This window comes from Limosilactobacillus galli (assembly GCF_947381495.1).
Lineage (GTDB): Bacteria > Bacillota > Bacilli > Lactobacillales > Lactobacillaceae > Limosilactobacillus > Limosilactobacillus galli.
The window spans coordinates 1-20,453 of sequence record NZ_CANCWK010000003.1 but is presented as its reverse complement, the minus strand read 5'-3'; the positions used below and the strand labels follow the sequence as shown (position 1 = coordinate 20,453).

Genomic DNA, 20,453 nt, shown 5'->3' with positions numbered 1-20,453 from the left:
TCGAGGGTGTCGTCTTGTAATACTTGGCATATTTTTGGCACAAAAAATTCAAAGGCATTCAGCCCAATTTGTGCCAAAGCAAAATAGAAAAGTTATTTTCCTATTATATATCTAGGCTTTACAACCCAATCAAATTAAAGCTGATTTCACACAATATTTTGTGGACGAATAAACGCGAGCTGTCGTTGAGCATTGTAATATTGGTACTTAGGGAAAATATCGTACTAAAAACAAGCTTTTTGACACAATTCTAAAAAAGCCGGCAGGACGATCCCGCCGGCTTTTGTGCTTCTAAACTGGCCCATAAGTGACCAACGTCAACTGCGATATTGTGTTATATTATTACCAACCAAAGCAAGGAGTATGATGACAAAAATGGCAGAAAACACTAACGAACAGCAGTACCTCAATCTGGCCCGCTATGTTCTGGAAAACGGTCACGAAAAATCCGACCGGACGGGAACGGGGACGCGCTCCGTCTTCGGTTATCAGATGCGCTTTGACCTCAGCAAGGGCTTCCCGTTGCTGACCACGAAGAAGGTGCCATTTGGCCTGATCAAGAGTGAGCTGCTCTGGTTCCTGCGGGGGGACACCAACATCCGCTTCCTCCTCCAGCACCACAACCATATCTGGGATGAGTGGGCCTTTAAGAAGTGGGTCACCAGCTCAGAATACCACGGCCCGGACATGACGGACTTTGGCCACCGCTGGCTGAAGAATCCCGAATTCAAGAAACAGTACCTGGCCGAGAAGAAGGCCTTCTGTCAGCGGGTCCTGGACGATGACGAGTTTGCCAAGAAGTATGGTGACCTGGGGCTGGTCTATGGTAGCCAGTGGCGGCACTGGAAGACCAGCCAGGGGGACACGATTGACCAGCTGGCCAACGTGATTCACCAGATCAAGACAACGCCGAACTCCCGGCGGATGATTGTTTCGGCATGGAATCCTGAGGACGTGCCTTCGATGGCCCTGCCACCGTGCCACACCATGTTCCAGTTTTACGTGAACGACGGCAAGCTGAGCTGTCAACTCTACCAGCGCAGCGCAGACATCTTCTTGGGGGTTCCCTTCAACATCGCTAGCTACGCCCTGCTGACGGAGATGATTGCCCACGAGTGCGGTCTCAAGGCGGGGGACTTTGTGCACACTCTGGGGGATGCCCACATCTACCACAACCACCTCGATCAAGTCAGAGAACAGCTTTCCCGGACGCCGCACGCTGCCCCAAAGCTGATCCTGCCTGATGAGCCCAAGCCGGTTGACCAGTATGAGATGACGGACATCAAGCTGGAGGGCTATACGCACGAGCCGGCCATCAAGGCGCCGGTTGCAGTCTGAGGAGGTGTCATATGACAGCAATCAGTTTTGTGTGGGCTGAAGACCTGGACGGCTGGATTGGCAAGGATAATACCCTGCCCTGGCATGTGCCAGCCGACATGCGGCACTTTAAGCAGGTGACGACTGGCCACCCCATCATCATGGGGCGCCGGACCTACGAGTCAATCGGCCGGCCGCTGCCGCACCGCGAAAACATTGTCCTGACGCACCGCAGTCTGGCAGTTCCCGGGATCACTGTAGTTCATGACCTACCAGGCCTAAAGCACTATCTTGACCAGCTGCCTGCCGATGAGACGGCCTGCGTCATCGGTGGTGCGGGGGTCTTCAGCACCCTCTTGCCAATGGCGACGGACCTGGAGCGGACGGTGATCAATGGTCACTACCACGGTGATACAAAAATGCCACCGGTCGATTATTCCCGGTGGCACTTGGCTGATCGGCAGGCCGTCACCGCTGATGGCGATACCCAGCCGACCTGTTGGTTTGAACATTGGCAGTTAAACGTAAAATAAGATGGAGAAGTACATGAAACCGGTCCCCAGCAGGACGAACAGGTGCCAGATGAGGTGCGTGTAGCGCGTCGGCCGGCTGTAGAGCAGGGTCCCCAGGGTGAATGTCACGCCCCCGGCGAGGAGCAGGCCGAAGCCGACAGGACCCAGCGCACGCCAGAGGGGCACGAAGGCGAACATGCACATCCAGCCCATCAGGACGTAAATCAGGGTTGAGAGAGCGCTCTTGTGCTTGAGCCAGATGCTCTTGTAGACCACGCCCAGCACGGCTAGCCCCCAGATGATTCCAAAGAGGGTCCAGCCAGCCCAGCCCCGGATGCTGACGAGGCAGTAGGGGGTGTAGGTTCCGGCGATCAGGATGAAGATCATCGCATGGTCAAAGATCCGGAAGAGGTGCCGGGCCCGGGTGAAGTAGAGGGCGTGAAAGAGCGTCGACGAGAGGTAGAAGAGGACCAGGATGCTGCCATAGATGGTGAAGGTGACGATCCGCATCGGGTCTCCAGTGTGGGCGGCCCGGATGATCAAAAAGACCAGCCCCGCAATTGCTAATCCTGCCCCAATCCCGTGGGTCACCGCGTTGGCAATTTCTATTAAAAGCTCCTGACGATTCTGTGGGCGGTGCGGATTAGTTGATTTCCTGATCATGATAATTACCCCTTTCTGGCTGATCAGCGATGAATTCTTCAATGATATTTGCTATACTAAAGGCTGAATATTAACGAATTTAATGATTCAACACTTAAAAAATGTGTATAATGGTTTTATAAACTACATATCTAGTTTTGATAACTAGATAGATTATAACATAGATATTACACACAGGGAGAGTAGATTTTCCATGGCAAAGGTAAAAATAGTTTGTGATTCTTCCGCCGGCTTGACCGAGGAAGAGATTAAAAAATACAACATTACAATTGTTCCATTGACAGTGATGATTGACGGAACGGTTTACACGGAACGGGAAACTATTACTAATGAGCAGTTCCCTGAGATGATGAAAAATGCCAAGTCCCTGCCGAAGACGTCCCAGCCGCCAATCGGCAAGTTTGTAGACGTCTTCGATAAGCTCGGTGCAGATGGCAGCGAGGTTCTCTGTGTAACGATGATGGCCTCTATCTCCGGGACCGTTCACGCAGCTGAACAGGCGGCGGAGATCTCGAAAACCAAGGTGACGGTCTATGATTCCCAGACGACCGACCAGGGAATGGCCTTTCAGATTGTGGAGGCGGCGCAGGTTCTTGAAAATGGCGGAACTGTGGACGACGCCATTGCCAAGATGAAGGACGTCCTCAACAAGAGCAAGCTCTACCTCGCAATTGATAACCTCCATAACCTGGTTGCCGGGGGCCGGATCAGTAAGTTTGCCGGGGCCCTGTCCAGCCTGCTGAACATTAAGGTAATGCTGCAGGTTTCCGGGGGGGAGATCCATATCCTGATGAAGGGCCGGGGAACCAAGGCCATTCATAAGGAATGGGATAAACTGTTAGATGAAATGGCGGCGGGCCCCAAGGTTAAGGCCATTGGGATTTCCCACGTGCAGGCTGATAAGGAAGTAGCCCGGCTGAAGGAAGCTTTGAGCAAGCTCTATCCAAACATTAAGATCATTGTTCGGGAGACAGTGCCGATTATTGCGACCCATGCCGGAATGGGTGCTTGCTGCCTTCTTTACTATACTGAGTGAACTACTTGGTCACAAATGACCGAGCTTCTGGGAACACGAAGTAGTATTTAAGATGTTGTATCATTCTGAAAACCTAACTTACAGAACTTCGCTCTTTTACCATGGCTAGTCCCTAACCACCGGCTTTTAGTCCTTTATGAAGGATATTAACTGCCGCATTAATATCCCGATCGTGGTGAGTACCACATTGTGAACAGGTCCATTCACGGACTGCCAAAGGTTTAGGCCCGCTATGGTGCCCACAGTTGGAACAGATTTGGCTGGTATAGTTAGGCTTGACGACAATTAGTTCTTTACCGTGCCAGGCACATTTATACGCCAACATGGTCCTAAACTCATACCAGCTGGCATTGGCAATTGCTTTCGCTAAGTGGTGATTGTGCTGTAGATTCTTGGTTTTCAAATCTTCAATGACAATCACGTCATACTGCTTAACTAAGTTCGTAGTCAGCTTATGCAGGTAATCTTTACGTCGGTTAGCGATCCTCTGCTGATAACGTGCTTTTTGGATTCTAGCCCGTTGCCAATTCTGGTAATCATCCAGCTCTGCTTTAAGCGTCTTGTGGTTATGATTCCATTGGCGAACTGCTATCGTCGCTCTGTGACGTCGGCGGCTATATTTGCTTTGCCACCGTATGGCTTGCTTTTTCAGCCACTTAGCATTAAATGTCTTGTACTTAATCCCATCAGAACTGATCGCTAAATTGGCAATCCCGACATCAAGTCCAACCTTTTTGCCAGTTTTGAGCAAAGCTTGTGGCGCTGATACTTCAACTTGTAAGGACAGGTAATAGCGGCCGGTTGAATCATAGTTGATCGTGTAACGTTTGATTTTTAATCCCGCTACTCGACCGGTCTTGCTAGTTCTAATACTGCCTAGTTTAGGCAACTTCATCCGGTGGTTAGCGATTACCTGACAAATGGACCGACCAGTGTAGGACTGCTTGATGGCCCATTTGCTTTTGAAGCGGGGATAACCGCCTTGATGTTTGAAGAGCATCTTAAAGGATTGCGCCAAGTCATGGTTAACAACCTGTAAGCTGGTAGAGTCGTTTTGTTTCAAGAACGGATACTCTTGTTTAAGCGGCTTTAAAAGGTAATTCATACCATACTCGTTTACAAAGTGACTGCTAGGATTGTTACGATAGCCTTCCTTAGCCATGGCCAGCATTTGATTCCAGACGAAGCGATTATTACCAAACATCTGCCAGAGTTGATCTACTTGGTGTTGATTAGGGTATAACCGCAACTTAATGCCCTTTAGAACTTTGACCATTTTTTCCCTTTAATCTCCTCCAATGATACAGGAGATTAAAGGGAAAAAGTGAAATTTATATAGAAAAATTTAAAAGGTGGCTGACGGCCGCTAGGTGGGCAATTCATCACTTCCTTAAAAGGTCGTGTTTTCTTGCCCAAATTAAATAAAAAATCTGGCGGTCATGAAAAACGGCCGCTTTTATTTATCCCAAGGAGAGGTGTTGTCCGTGAAGAAAAAAGGATGGTTAGCAGCCGTGTTGGTGGTAATTGTTGCACTAGGGGCTGGCTGGGGATGGCATCAGTACAGCAGTGCGCGCAGTCCCCAGACAGAACGCGTGCAAGTGCATCGTCCCCGCTACGTGGAGCGTAAACACGTCAAGCTGGTGGCCCTCGGTGACTCGCTCACCCATGGTCAGGGGGATGAAACCGATAACGGCGGCTATGTCGGGATTATCAAGGGAAAGATTGAGCACCACTACCGTAAGACAACGGTGACGACCGTCAACTACGGGGTCAGTGGGGACCGGTCTGACCAGATCCTTGACCGGTTGAATAATCAGAAGCAGATTCGGCGGGACCTCAGTCAGGCCGACGTGATCACGATGACAGTCGGTGGCAATGACCTGATGCAGAAGCTGGAGGCGGATGCTTTGGATTCGCCCGATCAGATCAGCGGTGCGGTTAAGACCGCCAGCCGGACCTACCGTAAAAAACTGAACCGGCTTTTCACGGCCGTTCGTAAGCAGAATCCACATGCCCCAATTTTTGTGATGAGCATCTATAATCCCTTCTACACTTACTTTCCAGATGCAACGACGATCAGTGATGCCATCGGTTACTGGAACAAGACGACCCGGCAGGTGATGGGAAATTATCCCCGGATGTACTTTGTTGACATCGACCACCTGATGTCATACGGTCAGTACCGGACGAAGGCGGCGCGGCAACAATTGGCAGCAGAAGAGGATAAGGTCAACCATGGTAAGGTTAACCAAACCCGGGCCATCAAGGTAATGGATAACAAGGATAAGAACTTAAACGACTATATTTCCACGGATGATAACTTCCATCCCAATCACACTGGGTATGAACACATTGCCCAGCGGCTTTTTAAGGCGATGGTTCACCATCACAGTTGGGAATACGTAAAGGGGTAGACAGATGAGTAGAGCAGAGAAAAAGAGTTTTAACGGTTGGAAGTGGGCCTTCTTCGTCCTGCTGGCGGCAATTATCATCAGCGGGGCCGTGGTGGTGCATAGGGGGGCTGCCCCTGCTCTAGCACCCGAGGTGAGCCGACCGGTCCAGACCGCCGACACGTCGCTAACGGTCGCGTTGAATCGCAAGCAGGTCAACGCCCTCTCGGCGAACTACCTGAATAAGTTTTTGAAGGGGGAGCGGGTCAAGTACCACTTCATCGTGGGCAAGAAGTATGCTACCCTGGTTGGCGACACCAAGTTTATGGGGGTTAAGGTCCGCTTTGCGATTAACTTCATCCCCCAGATGACCAAGGAAGGCAACGTCTTATTGAAGGCGAAGGGCCTTTCCGTCGGCCAGCTGAACATCCCGCTGAAGTTCGTGATGGGTTACATCGCTAAGAATTACAACATCCCCAAGTGGGTTTCAATTGACGCCAAGAAGAAGACGGTGCTCCTCGACCTGAACCGTTACAGTAAGCACCGTTCGCTGAAGTACTCGGCAGAGGAGATCAATATGGAAGACGGCCGGTTCCGTTTCCTGATCACCGTCCCAACTAATAACTAGGAGGAAATTTAACATGCGTGATAGTTTCTACCGTTATCTGATGACCCAACGCAAGCCGACTGACGCTGATGAGGTAGAGCAGTTTGCCAATAATGCCTTTCTGGACAGCAGCTTTCCCAAGCAGTCAACCGACTTTGACGAGATTTCTAAATACCTGGAAGAGAATGCTGAGTACTTGCCGTCGATGACCATCTTTGATACGGCCTGGCAGCGGTACCTGGACGCAATGAATTAAGGAGGCAATAAGTATGGCAGTGATTCAATGGTTCCCTGGACATATGGCGAAGGCCCTGCGGCAGATCCGCGAGCAGATGCCGCTGGTCGACATCGTGTTTGAACTGGTGGATGCTCGGGTCCCGTATTCCTCACAGAACCCCGAAGTTGCCCTGGCAGCCGGGAATAAGCTCCGCCTGCTGATCATGACCAAGACCGACCTGGCGGACCAGCAGCGGTTGGCAGAATGGCTGGATTTTTTTAAGGAGGAGGGACAACCGGTATTGGCCCTCGACTCCCGCCAGCGCAATGTCGCTAAGCTGGTAACGGCCAAGAGCAAGGAGATCCTCCACGATAAGATGGCGGAGGAGGCTGCCAAGGGGCTCAAGAAGCGGCCGATTCGGGCGATGTGTGTCGGGGTGCCGAACGTCGGCAAGTCGACCCTGCTGAACCACCTGGTCAAGAAAAACGTTGCCGTCACCGGTAACCGGCCGGGGGTCACCACCGGTCAGCAGTGGCTGCGCTCTTCAGCAGAGTTGGAATTGCTGGATACCCCGGGGGTCCTCTGGCACAAATTTGCCAGTGCTAAGCAGGGCCAGATGCTGGCGCTGAGCGGGGCGATTAAGGACAGTCTCTACCCGAAGGACGACGTGGCCCTGTTTGCCCTGCGTTATCTGCGGGAGCACCAGCCGGAGAAGCTGCAGGAACGCTATCGCTTGAGTGCTGCTGACCTGGCAGAAGAAGTGACTGATCCGGACCTGCTCTTGACGATTACGCAGAAGATGGGCTTCCGGGATGATTACGACCGGGCCAGTGAGCGGCTGATCTTTGACCTGCGGAAGGGCAAACTGGGACCAATCACCATGGAAGTGCCCGCGGACCTGAATGCGGAGGGCATCAATGAGTGAGACAGTTAAGCAGATCAGAGAGCACCTCGGCCAGCTGACAGACCGGTCCGACCCGTATGTTCAAGCCCTGGCCGCGGACTTGCGCAAGGGGGTGCAGCAGGCCCTTGCCCAGTTCTACCGGCGCCTCGACCGGCTGGCAGAGGCGCAGGCAGCTTTTCGCCAGCGCTTCCGCTATGAGGAGACGCTTTGGCAGCAGGGCTGTCGGTACGTCGCCGGAATGGATGAGGTCGGCCGCGGCCCGCTGGCTGGTCCGGTGGTCACCTGTGCCGTGATCCTTCGTCCTGACTTCGACCTGGTGGGGGTGACCGATTCCAAGCAATTGACACGGCATGAGCGGGAGCAACTGTACCTCCAGATCGTCAACGAGGCGGTGGAGGTCAGCATTGCCGTGAATGACCGCGCGACGATTGACCGGCTGAACATCTATGCGGCGACGCAGGACGCCATGATCAGGGCGGTTAACAACCTCCACCACCGGCCCGACCACCTGATTGTGGATGCGGTTCCGCTCAAGATTGCCATTCCCCAGACGACCCTGATTAAGGGGGATCAGAAGAGCATCAGTGTGGCCGCGGCCAGTATCGTGGCCAAAGAATACCGGGACCATTTGATGCGGGACTATGATCGGGTCTACCCGGGTTATGGTCTGGCTGAAAACATGGGCTACGGGACGAAGGAGCATCTGGCGGGACTGGCGGCGCATGGTGCAACCCCGATTCACCGGCGGTCGTTCCGACCTGTTCAAGATTATTTGAATTAATTTAATGCATTTAAGAATGAACCTCGTACTTATCTAGTAGGAGGTTCTTTTTATGCTACGAGAACGTGTTTTTTTACTACGACTGAGTCTTTGTCGTGGTCTGGGCCGAGTTGCAAAGTACCGCCTATGGTGTTGCGCCCGCCAGTTACATTGCTATGATGACCTACCAAGGCTGATGGAGCATTGTCAAATCACCCTACGCGCCCAGACCGCTCTATTGAATAATTGGGCGAGCCCAGAGTTGGACCGGGCCGTAAACTTAAACCAGGGCTATCCTCATATTACAATTGTTGATTCTGAGTATCCGGCAGCGCTACGGGAGATCTTCTGTCCACCATTAGTACTGTTTTATGCTGGTAACCTGACCCTACTGCAGAGACCGTGTCTGGGAGTCGTTGGGGCCCGCGATGCTTCTTCCTATGGGGCGGGAGTTTTACGTGGCTTTATTCCTGAGATTGTTAAACACCGGCTGGTGGTCGTCAGCGGGCTGGCCCGGGGCATTGACGGATTAAGTCACCAGATCACGCTGGAATACGATGGAATGACGATCGGCATTATCGGTTGTGGGCTCGATCGTTATTATCCGACTGAAAATCGGTGGCTTCAACAGGCGGTTGCTAACCGGGGCCTAGTATTGTCAGAGTATGGCCGCGGTGAGCCGCCACTGGCCTATCGTTTTCCTGAACGAAACCGCTTGATTGCTGGCTTGGTCCAGACGCTCCTGGTCGTGGAAGCTAAACGGCGTAGTGGTAGTTTAATCACGGCCAACATAGCTTTGGATGAAAACCGCAATGTCTGTGCCGTTCCCGGCCGTATTGATACGATTCGGTCGTTGGGCTGCAATGAACTGATCGCCGCCGGGGCTAAGCCAATTTTACGGGCCCAGGACTTGATTGACGAATTTGCCTAATTGCGTCTTTTTTCGTTAATTTCTCAAAAAAGCCTTTTCTGATTTGACAGATGATGGTTAAATGGGCTAATAATAGAAGAGAAATTAATAAGAACGTGAGGAGCCGACTTTATGGCAACCAAAACAACGACAAGCAAGACAAAGAAGACGAGTCGTCGGAAGACTACCCGGCGCGCTAAACCAAAGAAAAATCTGGTGATCGTGGAATCACCGTCGAAGGCGAAAACCATTGGCAAGTTCCTGGGTCGGTCATACAAGGTTGTTGCCAGCCTGGGACACATTCGCGACCTTCCCAAGAGCCGGATGGGGGTCGACGTTGAAAATAACTACCATCCTGACTACATTTCTATCCGTGGCAAGGGGGATGTCATTAAGGAATTGCGCAAGGACGCGAAGAATGCCAAGGCCATCTACCTGGCATCTGACCCGGACCGGGAAGGGGAAGCCATTGCCTGGCACGTCTCCAACATCCTGAAACTCGATGGCAAGCAAAAGAACCGGGTCACCTTCAACGAAATTACCAAGGATGCGGTCAAGGAGGCCTTCAAGGAGCCCCGGACGATCAACATGGACCTGGTCGATGCCCAGCAGGCACGACGGGTCTTGGACCGGCTGGTGGGGTACTCCATCAGTCCAATCCTTTGGAAGAAGGTTAAGAAGGGGCTCAGTGCCGGCCGGGTCCAATCCGTAGCCCTCAACCTGATCATCCAGCGGGAGAATGAGATCAAGCAGTTTAAGCCGGAGGAATACTGGACGATCGATGCTGAGTTTGCCCACGGCAAGGACCGCTTCCAGGCCAGTTTCTACGGTGAGGGCGGCAAGAAGGTCCGCCTCCACAATAATGATGATGTTCAGGCCGTTCTGGGCAAGCTGGATAAGCGGAAGAACTTCAATATCACCAAGGTGGTACGCAAGGAACGCAAGCGGCAGCCGCAACCGCCGTACACGACATCCACCATGCAGCAGGATGCTAACCGGCAGCTCAACTTCCGGACCCGGAAGACGATGATGGCGGCCCAGATGCTCTATGAAGGGATCGACATCAAACAGGGGGCCCCGGTTGGGCTGATAACCTACATGCGGACGGACTCCACCCGGATTGCCTCGATCGCCAAGCACGAGGCCTCCCAGTTTATCCATGAGAAGTACGGCGGCGAGTATGCAGCCATCAAACCGGTTAAGGGGAAGCTGCCGGAAGGAGCTCAGGATGCTCACGAAGCCATTCGGCCAACATCTGTCTACCGGACCCCGGCCGAGATGAAACCATATCTGACCAATGACCAGTACAAACTCTACAGCCTGATCTGGTCGCGCTTCGTGGCCAGTCAAATGACGCCGCAGGTAGTCGATACGATGACCGTTGACCTGGAGCAGGCCGGCGTGGACTTCCGCGCCACTGGTTCCAAGGTCAAGTTCCCTGGTTTCACCAAGGTTTACAAGCGCGGTGAGGAGAAGGACAACCTCCTGCCGGACCTGGACGAGGGTGACGCAGCCAAGATGGTCAGTGATAATCCGGAACAACACTTCACTCAGCCACCGGCCCGTTACACGGAAGCGGCCCTGATCAAGACCCTAGAGCAAAACGGGGTCGGTCGGCCGTCGACCTATGCACCGACCTTGGATACGATCCAGCGGCGTTATTATGTTCGCCTGGTTTCCCGGCACTTTGAACCGACGGAACTCGGTGAGATCGTCAACCGGATCATTGAGCAGCAGTTCCCCGAGATCGTCAACGCTAAGTTTACTGCCGACGTGGAAGGCGAGCTTGACCAGGTCGAAGAGGGTAAGCAGAACTGGATTAAGGTGGTCGATAGCTTCTACCAGCCGTTCTCCAAGGAGGTCAAGGACGCCGAAGAGAAGGTCGACAAGATCCAGATGCGCGATGAACTGGCAGGGATGGATTGTGAGATTTGCGGGGCGCCGATGGTCGTTAAGATGGGCCGCTACGGCAAGTTCTACGCCTGCTCACGTTTCCCAAAGTGCCGCAACACCAAGGCGATTGTCAAGGATACTGGAGTCACCTGTCCAAAGTGCCACCAGGGGACCGTTGTCGAACGGAAGTCCAAGAAGAACCGGGTCTTCTACGGTTGCTCACGCTATCCGGACTGTGACTTTGTCTCCTGGGACAAGCCGATTGGCCGGCAGTGCCCAAAGGATGGCCACTTTCTGGTTGAGAAGAAGGTCAAGGGCGGCAAGCAGGTGGTTTGTCCAAATGGCGACTACCAAGAGGCCGTTCAGAAGTAAAACAGTAAAATACTAAATTGACTTTTACTAAATTTACCTAGTAAAAATCATTGAAAGGGGTTTCCTAACCTGCTATGGTGTGGTTAGGAACTTTTTTATAGGCTTAATGATAAGCGCTTAACAATTGGAGGGACGGACAATGATTACACTAACGAATGATCAATTGACGGTACAGGTGAACGAACTGGGGGCTCAGCTACACAGCATTAAGCGTCACGGTGATCCTCACGAGTACCTCTGGCAGGGTGATTCGGCCAGTTGGGGACGGCAGGCGCCAATTCTCTTTCCCTTTGTCGGCCGCTTAAAGGATGACCAGTACGTCTTCGATGGTCGAACCTACCATCAGACCCAGCATGGTTTTGCCCGCGACCGGCGCTTTACGGTCATCAGTCAGCAAGCTGACCAGGTGACCTTCGAACAGCACGATGATGAGCAGACCCGGAAGGCGTTTCCGTTTGCCTTCAGCCTGCAAGTAACGATGAAACTGGCTGGCGACCAATTGCAGGTTAGCTATACGGTCAAAAACCCAGCGGCCGAGCATTCGCTGATCTACGCGATTGGGGCTCACCCGGGCTTCAATATGCCCCTGGATACCGGCAAAGTTCAATTAAACGTTCAGCCTGCGGAGACATATTCCCGGGTTGTCCTCAAGGGGGCTTACAACGATTCCAACCATCCCCAGCTGATTGATATGCACCAGCCGCTGGCGCTTAACCACCAGACCTTTGAGAATGATGCCGTGATCTTTAAGACCGCCGGGAGCAATTTTGCGGCCACCCTGACTGATCCAGCAAGTCAACACGGGGTGACGGTAACAACTCAGGGCACCCAGTACGTCGGTGTCTGGTCAGCATACCCGGCCCAGGCGGACTTCGTTTGTATCGAACCATGGTGGGGAATTGCCGATAACCTGAATGCGGACGGGCGGCTCCTTCACAAGCAGGATATGCACCGCTTGGCTCCGCAGCAGAGTGCGCAATATCACTTCAGCATCCGGCCATTCTAAAAAACAGTCCGGCCCAAATTAAAAGCGCCGTTCGAAGTTCAATTGAGAATTCCGAACGGCGCTTTAGCTTTAGGCAGTCCATCTTGCGGACTGTTATTTGTTATTTTGATGGTGCTGGCGCAGGTAGTGGCCCAGCCCAAAGTCAACCATCGATTCCTTCCCGGCCAGGATCCGTTTGATGTTGCTTTTGTGCCGGTTGAGGACTACGGCGGTCAGGATCCCGGCCACCAGGGACAGGATCCAGTCGTGTTCGCACAGTGCGATAATGAAGATGGAGGTGATCCCGATGATGCTGGCCACGCTGGCCATGCTCGTCAGAAGGAGGGTGCCGATAAAGATCAGGCAGGCGACTCCAAACAGGGGCGGGTTGTAGGCCAGCAGGATCCCGGCACTGGTAGCGACGGCCTTGCCACCGTGGAAGTTGTCAAAAATGGAAACGGTGTGACCCAGGGAGGCAAAGATCCCGATCAGAAGGGGATTGACGCTGGCACTGACTCCCCAGAAGTAGGGCTGGCAGGCCGCCAGGGTCCCCTTTAGAATGTCTATGACGAGGACGACCACGCCGGCTTTGGGCCCCAGGGTTCGAAAAGTGTTGGTTGTACCGATGTTACCGCTGCCCAGCTGCCGAATGTCCTTGTGGTAGAAGTACTTACCGATCCAGAGCCCCGAGGGGATGGACCCCAGCAAATAGGCCACGATAATCATGACGATTATTTTGAATGTCATTTAATTTTTACTCCTCAATCTCATTGCATTATTGCTCATCAAGGATAGCATGAAACCCCGACTTGTGTCACCTGGATTTGCGGTGATTATAATTCTGATTTGCGAAACGGCTTCGTTTTGAGTATTATTCATATGTATCTGCTGTGTCGATTTACTGGCAAAAATGATTTGCGTTCGCTGAATGGCAATGCTAGAATATTTTATCGAACATATGTTTAATACGCTACTAATTGTGTTATGGGAGGTCATTTTGTGACCACAAAGAAAGTAAAATATGATGATTCTTCAATCCAGGTTTTGAAGGGCCTGGAGGCAGTGCGCAAGCGGCCGGGGATGTATATCGGGTCGACCGATGCCCGCGGACTGCACCACCTGGTTTATGAAATTGTCGACAATGCCGTCGATGAGGCCCTGTCGGGATACGGAGACGAGATCAGCGTCACGATCGAAGCTGATAATGCCATCACGGTTCAGGACCACGGCCGGGGGATGCCGGTCGGGATGCACGCGTCCGGGAAGCCAACCCCGGAAGTGATCATGACGGTGCTCCATGCCGGCGGCAAGTTCGGCCAGGCGGATGGCTATAAGACGTCCGGCGGGCTGCACGGGGTTGGGGCCTCCGTTGTCAATGCCCTGTCGACGCACCTGACACTGACGATTGTTCGTGACCACCAGCGCTATCAGGAGATTTTCAAGGATGGCGGCCACCCGGTCGGCACCCTGAAGAAGCTGGGTAAGACCAGGGATGGGAACGGGACGACCGTTTCATTCAAGCCGGACCCGGCGATCTTCACCACCACCGTTTACGACTACAACACCCTTGCCAACCGCCTGCGCGAGTCGGCCTTCCTGCTGAAGGGGATCAAGATTGTTCTGACCGACAAGCGGCCGGGTCAGGAGAAGCAGGACGTGTTCCAGTACAAGGATGGGATCCAGGAGTTCGTGTCCTACCTCAATGAGGGCAAGGATACCCTGGGCAAGATCCTGTACTTTGACGGCAAGCAGGACGGGGTCGAGGTTGAAGTTGCTGCCCAGTACAATGATGGCTATTCTGAAAACCTCCTCTCCTTCGTCAACAACGTCCGGACACCGGACGGCGGGACCCATGAAGCAGGTTTCCGCAGCGCCTGGACCAAGACATTCAACGAGTATGCCAAGCGGGTCGGCCTCCTCAAGGCTAACGACAAGAATCTGGAGGGGAGCGACGTGCGTGAGGGCCTGACCGCCGTAGTTTCCGTACGGATTCCGGAGCGCCTCCTGCAGTTTGAAGGCCAGACCAAGGATAAGCTAGGGACACCCGAGGCCCGGAAGATTGTCGATGGGATTGTCAGTGAACAGCTGAACTATGCCCTGATGGAAAATGGCGACTTCGCCCAGATGCTGATCAAGAAGTCCCTCAAGGCCCGGGAAGCCCGGGAAGCCGCCCGCAAGGCCCGCAACCAGGCCCGCGGCGGCAAGCGAAAGAGCAAGAAGGAGCGCAACCTCTCCGGCAAGCTGACTCCCGCCCAGTCCAAGAATGCCAAGAAGAACGAGCTCTTCTTAGTCGAAGGGGACTCGGCCGGTGGGAGTGCCAAGCAGGGCCGGGACCGTAAGTACCAGGCCATCTTGCCATTGCGTGGGAAAGTTCTCAATACCGAGAAGGCCAAGCTGGATGATGTTTTGAAAAACGAGGAGCTGAATACGATCATCTACACGGTCGGTGCGGGGGCCGGCTCCGAGTTCAACGTTGAAGATTCCAACTACGACAAGATCATCATCATGACGGATGCCGATGATGACGGAGCCCACATCCAGATCCTGCTGCTGACGTTCTTCTACAAGTACATGCGGCCGATGATCGAGGCTGGCAAGATCTACATTGCCCTGCCACCGCTCTACCGGCTTCAACAGGGCCGGGGCGCTAAGACCAAGATCACCTATGCCTGGACCAATGATGAGCTGACCAGCCTGACCAAGAAGATGGGCAAGGGGGCCCAACTCCAGCGCTTCAAGGGACTTGGTGAAATGAACGCCGACCAGCTGTGGGAGACCACAATGAATCCGGAAACCCGGACCCTGATTCGGGTACGGATCGAGGATGCCGAGCTGGCCGAGCGGCGGGTCACTACCCTGATGGGGAACAAGGTTGAACCGCGGCGGGACTGGATCGAAAAGAATGTCCAGTTCACCCTCAGTGATGACCAGGAGTCCGATAAGCTGGTTGAAAACAAGGGCCGCTTGAACGGCTAACTAGGACCAGCGGTAATGAGACTGAGTAATTGCCCGGTCTCTTTCTTTTTGTAATTATGAATAGAAAGGATGCGTTTTTGTGAAGAGCGCTAAAGTAGAGACCATGTCACTCGAGCAGATCATGGGTGACCGTTTTGGTCGGTATTCAAAATCAATCATTCAGGAGCGGGCCCTGCCGGACATTCGCGACGGCCTAAAACCGGTTCAGCGGCGGATCCTGTTTGCCATGAACAAGGATGGCAACACCTATGACAAGGGTTTCCGGAAGTCGGCCAAGTCGGTCGGAAACGTCATGGGTAATTTCCACCCCCATGGGGACAGCTCCATTTACGAGGCCCTGGTTCGGTTGAGCCAGGACTGGAAGCTGCGGGAACCCCTGGTTGAGATGCACGGGAACAACGGTTCAATGGACGGGGATCCGGCGGCAGCGATGCGGTATACCGAAGCCCGTTTGAGCAAGATTGCTGGCCTGATGCTCCAGGACATCGATAAGGATACGGTCGAGATGACCCTGAACTTTGATGATACCGAGAAGGAGCCGACGGTGCTGCCAGCGCGGATCCCGAACCTGCTGGTCAACGGGGCCACGGGGATCTCTGCCGGGTACGCGACTGAAATCCCCACCCATAACCTGGGGGAGGTCTTGGATGCCTTGATCTACCTGATCAGCCACCCGGATGCCAGCCTGGATAAGCTGATGGAGTTTATCCCGGGCCCCGATTTTCCAACCGGCGGAATTGTTCAGGGGGTCGACGGGATTAAGAAGGCCTACCAGACGGGGCGGGGCCGGATTGTTGTCCGGGCCAAAACTGATATTGAAACCCTGCGCGGCGGGCGCCAGCAGATCAACGTCACCGAGATTCCCTATGAGGTCAACAAGGCCCAGCTGGTCAAGCGGATCAATGACCTCCGCCTGGCCAAGAAGGTTGAGGGAATCGCGGAGGCCCGTGATGAGACCGACCGGAGCGGCCTCCGGATTGCCATCGAACTCAAACGGGGTGCCAATGCCCAGGGGGTCCTTAACTACCTGCTGAAAAACACGGACCTGCAGATCAACTACAACTTCAACATGGTGGCCATCGATGACCAGCGGCCAATGCGGGTCGGATTGAAGCACATTCTGACCTCCTACCTGGCCTTCCAGAAGCAGGTCATCCGGCGACGGACCCAGTTCAACCTGCAGAAGGCCCAGCGCCGCCTCCACATCGTTGAAGGGCTGATCAGGGCCCTGTCGATCCTCGACCAGGTCATCAAGACCATCCGGGCCAGCAAGAATCGCAAGGATGCCAAGCAAAATCTGGTTGACCAGTACCAGTTCACCGAAGAGCAGGCCGAGGCGATTGTCACCCTGCAACTGTACCGGTTGACTAATACGGATGTCACCGAGCTGCGTGATGAGCAGGCTAAGCTGAACAAGCAGATTGATGAATTCCAGTTGATCTTAAATGACGACCATGAGCTGGCGACCGTCCTGCGCAAGGAGATGCGGGCGATCAAGAGGGAATTTGGCAACCCGCGGCGGACCAAGATCGAAGACCAGGTTGAAAAGCTGGAGGTCGATACCAAGGTCACGGTGGCCAAGGAGGATGTGGTTGTCCTGGTTTCTCATGCCGGTTACATCAAGCGGAGCAGCCTGCGCTCGTTTAAGGCCTCGGCCCTGGATGAGAACGGCCTGCGGGAGGACGACTACCCGCTGCTGATCGAACAGACAACCACCCTGGCCCACCTGTTCATGTTTACCAATCTGGGGCACGTCATCTACCGGCCGGTTCACGAGATTGCCGATGCCCGGTGGAAGGATACTGGGGAGCATATTTCGCAGACGATCGGGCTGGCTGATGACGAGGAGATCATCAAGGCCATGTTGTTTGACTGTCTCGATTTGCCAGGCACTTTCCTGATGGGGACCAGCGACGGTCAGGTCAAGCAGTCGGCCTTCACCGACTACCAGCCCGGTTCACGGTACCGGAGCCATGCCAGTGTGGCCATTAAACTGAAGAGTGCGGCGGCCCGGCTGGTGAACGTCGATTACTATGAACCGGCCGACAAGAACCAGTCTCTGCTGGCGATCAGCCGCGATGGGTACGCCGTGCGCTTTGACGTGGCGGACGTTCCGGTAACGGGGATCCGAACAACTGGTGTGCGGGCAATCAACCTGAAGGACGATGATGTCATGGCCGACCTTGCCCTGGTCACGGATGGCCAGCGGATCGCTACCATCACCCAGCGGGGGGCATTCAAGGAGATGCCGCTCGATGAGATTGCAGTCGGGGCCCGTTCGCGGCGGGGCGAGCTGGTATTGCACCGGCTAAAGCGGAACCCGCACCGGATTGCGGACTTCTTGGCATACGACGCCGACTTTGCCGGGAACTTTGAGGTGATCACCGACCGGCCGATGTTCCAGGACATTGCGGTCAATGACCACCACCTGGGATCGGTGAAGTCAAACGGGACCTTCGTCATTGATACCGATACCCAGGGGACCCCGGTCAAAATCCGACTCAAGAAGGCCAACATCCTGCAAGAGACCCCGAGCGCAGCTAACTAAGTGCCAACAGGCGATGAAATGAGGAATGAGTATGGAACAAGCACATGAGCTCTTGCTGCACCTGCCGAGGTACACGGAGCTGCCCGCTCTGGGCTTATACCTGGAACAGACGACGGACTACCTGAACGAGCAATTGGCGCCGTTGGAAGATGTCCGGCTGACCAGTGCCATGGTGAGCAACTACGTCAAGCACCACCTGATCGAACGGCCAGTCAAGAAACTGTACGGTCAGGAGCAGCTGGCAGATTTGGTGTTCATCGCGGTTGCCAAGAACGTCCTGCCCCTGGCGGACCTCCGGGTTGCTGTGCGGATCCAGCAGAACAGCCGCTTTAGCCGGGCCGAGGCCTACGACTACTTCTGCCAGGAGTTGGAGGCGGCGGTTCAAGTGGTTTTTGCCGGCCAGCCCGCTTCCTTTCCGAACGTGCGGACCGACCAGCAGAAGATGCTGCACCACCTGGCATTGGCAATTGTGTATAAGGCCAGCGTGGACCGCTTCTTTGCCGCTACGGCTGAGTTGCAGGATGAGGAGGGCGAAAATGGCGTACATTAGAAAAATTCGGCAGCTGGTTGGGCACCAGCCGCTGATCATGACCAGCGCATCCGGTGCCCTGGTGAATGAGCAGGAAGCGGTGCTGCTTCAGGAACGGGCTGACACCGGTGACTGGGGCTTCCCTGGCGGCTATATGGAGTTTGGCGAGACGTTTGAACAGACCGTGGTTCGCGAGTTCAAGGAGGATGCGGGAATTGCAGTTGAGCCGCAGCGCTTGCTGAAGATCCTGGATCACGATACCTACACCTACCCGAATGGGGATGTGGTCCAGCCCGTCAATGCCTTCTACCTGGTCAGGCGTACGACTGCTCGCCAGTACCCGATTAAGCCGAGCGAGACGGTTAGGACGCGGTACTTTGGCCTACACGAATCCCCGCACTTCTTCAATCAACAGCACGCGGAGATGTGGGCGGTTCTTAAAGAATATCTGACAAACCGCTAGAAAGCTGTGCACGTTTGCCGGCTTCATGATAAAATGACTATTAGAGACTGGTTCACGCACGGAATGGATCGGTGCAAAATGTGAACAAACAGGAGGAATCTTTTATGGATAAAGAGTTAGTTTTTGGACACCAAAAGCCGGATACTGATGCGATCACAGCGGCGATGGCGTTCTCATACTTTCAAAACCAATTGGGTTACGAGACCGAGGCGGTTGCCCTTGGCGAACCAAACGATGAAACCAAGTTTGCCCTGAACAAGTTCGGGATGAAGGCACCCCGGGTGGTTAAGACGGTTGCGAACGAAGTCGACAAGGTAATGCTGGTTGACCACAACGAACCACAACAGAGTGTCAGCGACATCGACAAGGTGACGGTTACGCACCTGGTTGACCACCACCGTCTGGCTAACTTCAACACGGCCCAGCCACTGTGGGCAACCCTGCGCCCTTACGGCTGTGTCAGCACGATCCTGACGGAAATGTTCCAAGAAAAGCACATTGATATTCCTGCTAACCTGGCCGGAATGATGCTTTCTGCTATCATTTCCGATACCCTGCTGCTCAACTCCCCAACGACCACTGACCATGACCGGGAAGCCGTTAAGTACCTGGCTAAGGTTGCCGGTGTGGATGACTACGAGAAGTACGGTGTTGAAATGCTGAAGGCTGGTGCCAACGTTGACGCCAAGGACGACGCTACCATTGTTGATGGCGATGCCAAGACCTTTGAACTCGGCGGCACCAAGATGCGGATCGGCCAAGTAAATGCCGTTGAACTGGACGATGTCTTCAAGCGGCAAGCCGATCTGGAAAAGAAAATGCACGAACTGATGGACGCCAATGGCTACCAGCTCTTCATCCTGATTGCTACGAACATCCTGAACAGCGACTCCGAACTGCTGGTTGTTGGTGACGACACTGACAAGGTTGAAGAAGCATTCGGCCACAAGCTTGGTGACAACAAGCGGATGAACCTGCCTGGTGTTGTTTCCCGGAAGAAGCAAGTGGTTCCACCATTGACGAAGGCTTTTGAAGGCTAAGATCAAACTATTAAACGACCTGGATGACTCATCCGGGTCGTTTTTGAAAGTGGGCAAGGAAACACGTTCTTTTAAGGACGTGATGAATTGCCCCTCTGTTTTACACGTAGTGCATATGGTTACGGTAAGATATGATATAATAGTTAATATGAAAGATACAAATAGACTTACGTATGGACGGACATCCGTCTATAATTTGAATTACCATTTGATCTGGGGTACTAAGTACCGTAACAAAGTGCTGAAAGGACACGTTGAAGCGGTCTTCCGGGAGCAAGTCCGGGAAATTGCCAATAAGTACGGCTTTACAGTAGCCCACATGGAAATTGGT

At 53.7% G+C, this 20,453-nt stretch carries 20 protein-coding genes; 17 read left to right on the top strand and 3 right to left on the bottom strand.

Annotated features, from left to right (window positions below):
• Positions 1-375: 375 nt before the first annotated feature.
• A complete protein-coding gene (locus tag QOS10_RS01120) occupies positions 376-1,338 on the top strand; it encodes a thymidylate synthase (protein ID WP_283593176.1) in 963 nt (320 codons plus the stop codon).
• Between the two features lie 11 nt (positions 1,339-1,349).
• The gene (locus QOS10_RS01115; RefSeq protein ID WP_283593175.1) at positions 1,350-1,850 is read left to right on the top strand and encodes a dihydrofolate reductase; all 501 of its coding nucleotides are present in this window, start codon (positions 1,350-1,352) and stop codon (positions 1,848-1,850) included.
• Here the strand turns inward: QOS10_RS01115 and trhA are convergent.
• Positions 1,836-2,492 (bottom strand): PAQR family membrane homeostasis protein TrhA, encoded by a 657-nt coding sequence (gene trhA, locus QOS10_RS01110; protein WP_283593174.1) that lies wholly within the window; start codon positions 2,490-2,492, stop codon positions 1,836-1,838. The two genes, QOS10_RS01115 and trhA, sit on opposite strands and share 15 nt — an antisense overlap.
• Before the next feature lie 193 nt (positions 2,493-2,685).
• Here trhA and QOS10_RS01105 point away from each other — a divergent pair, with 193 nt between their 5' ends.
• On the top strand, positions 2,686-3,528 hold the full coding sequence (locus QOS10_RS01105) for a DegV family protein (RefSeq protein WP_283593173.1): 843 nt from the start codon (positions 2,686-2,688) through the stop codon (positions 3,526-3,528).
• A gap of 112 nt (positions 3,529-3,640) precedes the next feature.
• Here the strand turns inward: QOS10_RS01105 and QOS10_RS01100 are convergent, their stop codons facing one another.
• Positions 3,641-4,804: an RNA-guided endonuclease TnpB family protein gene (locus tag QOS10_RS01100; RefSeq protein WP_283593172.1), complete on the bottom strand. Its 1,164-nt coding sequence runs from the start codon at positions 4,802-4,804 to the stop codon at positions 3,641-3,643.
• Positions 4,805-5,012: 208 nt separating this feature from the next.
• On the opposite strand from QOS10_RS01100, the gene QOS10_RS01095 reads away from it, so the two are divergent.
• From QOS10_RS01095 to QOS10_RS01060, 8 genes are all read left to right on the top strand, one after another.
• Positions 5,013-5,942, top strand: coding sequence for an SGNH/GDSL hydrolase family protein (locus QOS10_RS01095; RefSeq protein ID WP_283593171.1), 930 nt, complete (start codon positions 5,013-5,015; stop codon positions 5,940-5,942).
• Between the two features lie 4 nt (positions 5,943-5,946).
• Positions 5,947-6,546 carry a YpmS family protein gene (locus QOS10_RS01090; protein ID WP_283593170.1) on the top strand — a complete coding sequence of 200 codons (600 nt, stop codon included), beginning with the start codon at positions 5,947-5,949 and terminating at the stop codon, positions 6,544-6,546.
• A 13-nt stretch (positions 6,547-6,559) separates the two neighbouring features.
• Entirely contained in the window at positions 6,560-6,781 is a 222-nt protein-coding gene (locus QOS10_RS01085) for a YozE family protein (RefSeq protein WP_283593169.1), read from the top strand.
• Between the two features lie 13 nt (positions 6,782-6,794).
• The gene (ylqF, locus tag QOS10_RS01080; RefSeq protein ID WP_283593168.1) at positions 6,795-7,667 is read left to right on the top strand and encodes a ribosome biogenesis GTPase YlqF; all 873 of its coding nucleotides are present in this window, start codon (positions 6,795-6,797) and stop codon (positions 7,665-7,667) included.
• Complete coding sequence (locus QOS10_RS01075) at positions 7,660-8,427, top strand: ribonuclease HII (RefSeq protein WP_283593166.1); 768 nt, start codon at positions 7,660-7,662, stop codon at positions 8,425-8,427. The genes ylqF and QOS10_RS01075 overlap by 8 nt, the downstream gene beginning before the upstream one ends.
• Positions 8,428-8,479: 52 nt before the next feature.
• Positions 8,480-9,337 (top strand): DNA-processing protein DprA, encoded by an 858-nt coding sequence (gene dprA / locus QOS10_RS01070; protein ID WP_283593165.1) that lies wholly within the window; start codon positions 8,480-8,482, stop codon positions 9,335-9,337.
• A gap of 111 nt (positions 9,338-9,448) precedes the next feature.
• Entirely contained in the window at positions 9,449-11,581 is a 2,133-nt protein-coding gene (gene topA / locus QOS10_RS01065) for a type I DNA topoisomerase (RefSeq protein WP_283593163.1), read from the top strand.
• 139 nt (positions 11,582-11,720) lie between these two features.
• Complete coding sequence (locus QOS10_RS01060) at positions 11,721-12,587, top strand: aldose 1-epimerase family protein (RefSeq protein ID WP_283593161.1); 867 nt, start codon at positions 11,721-11,723, stop codon at positions 12,585-12,587.
• A gap of 93 nt (positions 12,588-12,680) precedes the next feature.
• Here QOS10_RS01060 and plsY read toward each other — a convergent pair whose 3' ends face one another.
• Positions 12,681-13,313 carry a glycerol-3-phosphate 1-O-acyltransferase PlsY gene (gene plsY, locus QOS10_RS01055; RefSeq protein WP_283593159.1) on the bottom strand — a complete coding sequence of 211 codons (633 nt, stop codon included), beginning with the start codon at positions 13,311-13,313 and terminating at the stop codon, positions 12,681-12,683.
• Positions 13,314-13,550: 237 nt separating this feature from the next.
• Between plsY and parE the strand changes: the two genes are divergently transcribed.
• The 6 genes from parE to QOS10_RS01025 all read left to right on the top strand — a co-directional run.
• Entirely contained in the window at positions 13,551-15,542 is a 1,992-nt protein-coding gene (parE, locus tag QOS10_RS01050; protein ID WP_283593157.1) for a DNA topoisomerase IV subunit B, read from the top strand.
• A 103-nt stretch (positions 15,543-15,645) separates the two neighbouring features.
• Complete coding sequence (parC, locus tag QOS10_RS01045) at positions 15,646-18,090, top strand: DNA topoisomerase IV subunit A (protein WP_408621425.1); 2,445 nt, start codon at positions 15,646-15,648, stop codon at positions 18,088-18,090.
• 31 nt (positions 18,091-18,121) lie between these two features.
• Positions 18,122-18,640 (top strand): DUF1836 domain-containing protein, encoded by a 519-nt coding sequence (locus QOS10_RS01040; RefSeq protein WP_283593153.1) that lies wholly within the window; start codon positions 18,122-18,124, stop codon positions 18,638-18,640.
• Complete coding sequence (locus tag QOS10_RS01035) at positions 18,627-19,082, top strand: NUDIX hydrolase (protein ID WP_283593151.1); 456 nt, start codon at positions 18,627-18,629, stop codon at positions 19,080-19,082. Before QOS10_RS01040 ends, QOS10_RS01035 begins: the two co-directional genes overlap by 14 nt.
• 104 nt (positions 19,083-19,186) lie before the next feature.
• On the top strand, positions 19,187-20,122 hold the full coding sequence (locus tag QOS10_RS01030) for a manganese-dependent inorganic pyrophosphatase (protein ID WP_283593150.1): 936 nt from the start codon (positions 19,187-19,189) through the stop codon (positions 20,120-20,122).
• A gap of 148 nt (positions 20,123-20,270) precedes the next feature.
• Positions 20,271-20,453 (top strand): transposase (locus tag QOS10_RS01025; RefSeq protein WP_283593148.1); only part of this gene is annotated, 183 nt, incomplete at its 3' end.

Coding starts and splice junctions, on each gene's coding strand:
- QOS10_RS01085 (WP_283593169.1), top strand. CDS start 6,560: ATGCGTGATAGTTTCTACCGTTATCTGATGACCCAACGCAAGCCGACT.
- QOS10_RS01115 (WP_283593175.1), top strand. CDS start 1,350: ATGACAGCAATCAGTTTTGTGTGGGCTGAAGACCTGGACGGCTGGATT.
- QOS10_RS01120 (WP_283593176.1), top strand. CDS start 376: ATGGCAGAAAACACTAACGAACAGCAGTACCTCAATCTGGCCCGCTAT.
- ylqF (WP_283593168.1), top strand. CDS start 6,795: ATGGCAGTGATTCAATGGTTCCCTGGACATATGGCGAAGGCCCTGCGG.
- trhA (WP_283593174.1), bottom strand. CDS start 2,492: ATGATCAGGAAATCAACTAATCCGCACCGCCCACAGAATCGTCAGGAG.
- QOS10_RS01090 (WP_283593170.1), top strand. CDS start 5,947: ATGAGTAGAGCAGAGAAAAAGAGTTTTAACGGTTGGAAGTGGGCCTTC.
- plsY (WP_283593159.1), bottom strand. CDS start 13,313: ATGACATTCAAAATAATCGTCATGATTATCGTGGCCTATTTGCTGGGG.
- parC (WP_408621425.1), top strand. CDS start 15,646: ATGTCACTCGAGCAGATCATGGGTGACCGTTTTGGTCGGTATTCAAAA.
- QOS10_RS01075 (WP_283593166.1), top strand. CDS start 7,660: ATGAGTGAGACAGTTAAGCAGATCAGAGAGCACCTCGGCCAGCTGACA.
- QOS10_RS01100 (WP_283593172.1), bottom strand. CDS start 4,804: ATGGTCAAAGTTCTAAAGGGCATTAAGTTGCGGTTATACCCTAATCAA.
- topA (WP_283593163.1), top strand. CDS start 9,449: ATGGCAACCAAAACAACGACAAGCAAGACAAAGAAGACGAGTCGTCGG.
- parE (WP_283593157.1), top strand. CDS start 13,551: ATGGGAGGTCATTTTGTGACCACAAAGAAAGTAAAATATGATGATTCT.
- QOS10_RS01060 (WP_283593161.1), top strand. CDS start 11,721: ATGATTACACTAACGAATGATCAATTGACGGTACAGGTGAACGAACTG.
- QOS10_RS01105 (WP_283593173.1), top strand. CDS start 2,686: ATGGCAAAGGTAAAAATAGTTTGTGATTCTTCCGCCGGCTTGACCGAG.
- QOS10_RS01030 (WP_283593150.1), top strand. CDS start 19,187: ATGGATAAAGAGTTAGTTTTTGGACACCAAAAGCCGGATACTGATGCG.
- QOS10_RS01035 (WP_283593151.1), top strand. CDS start 18,627: ATGGCGTACATTAGAAAAATTCGGCAGCTGGTTGGGCACCAGCCGCTG.
- QOS10_RS01040 (WP_283593153.1), top strand. CDS start 18,122: ATGGAACAAGCACATGAGCTCTTGCTGCACCTGCCGAGGTACACGGAG.
- dprA (WP_283593165.1), top strand. CDS start 8,480: ATGCTACGAGAACGTGTTTTTTTACTACGACTGAGTCTTTGTCGTGGT.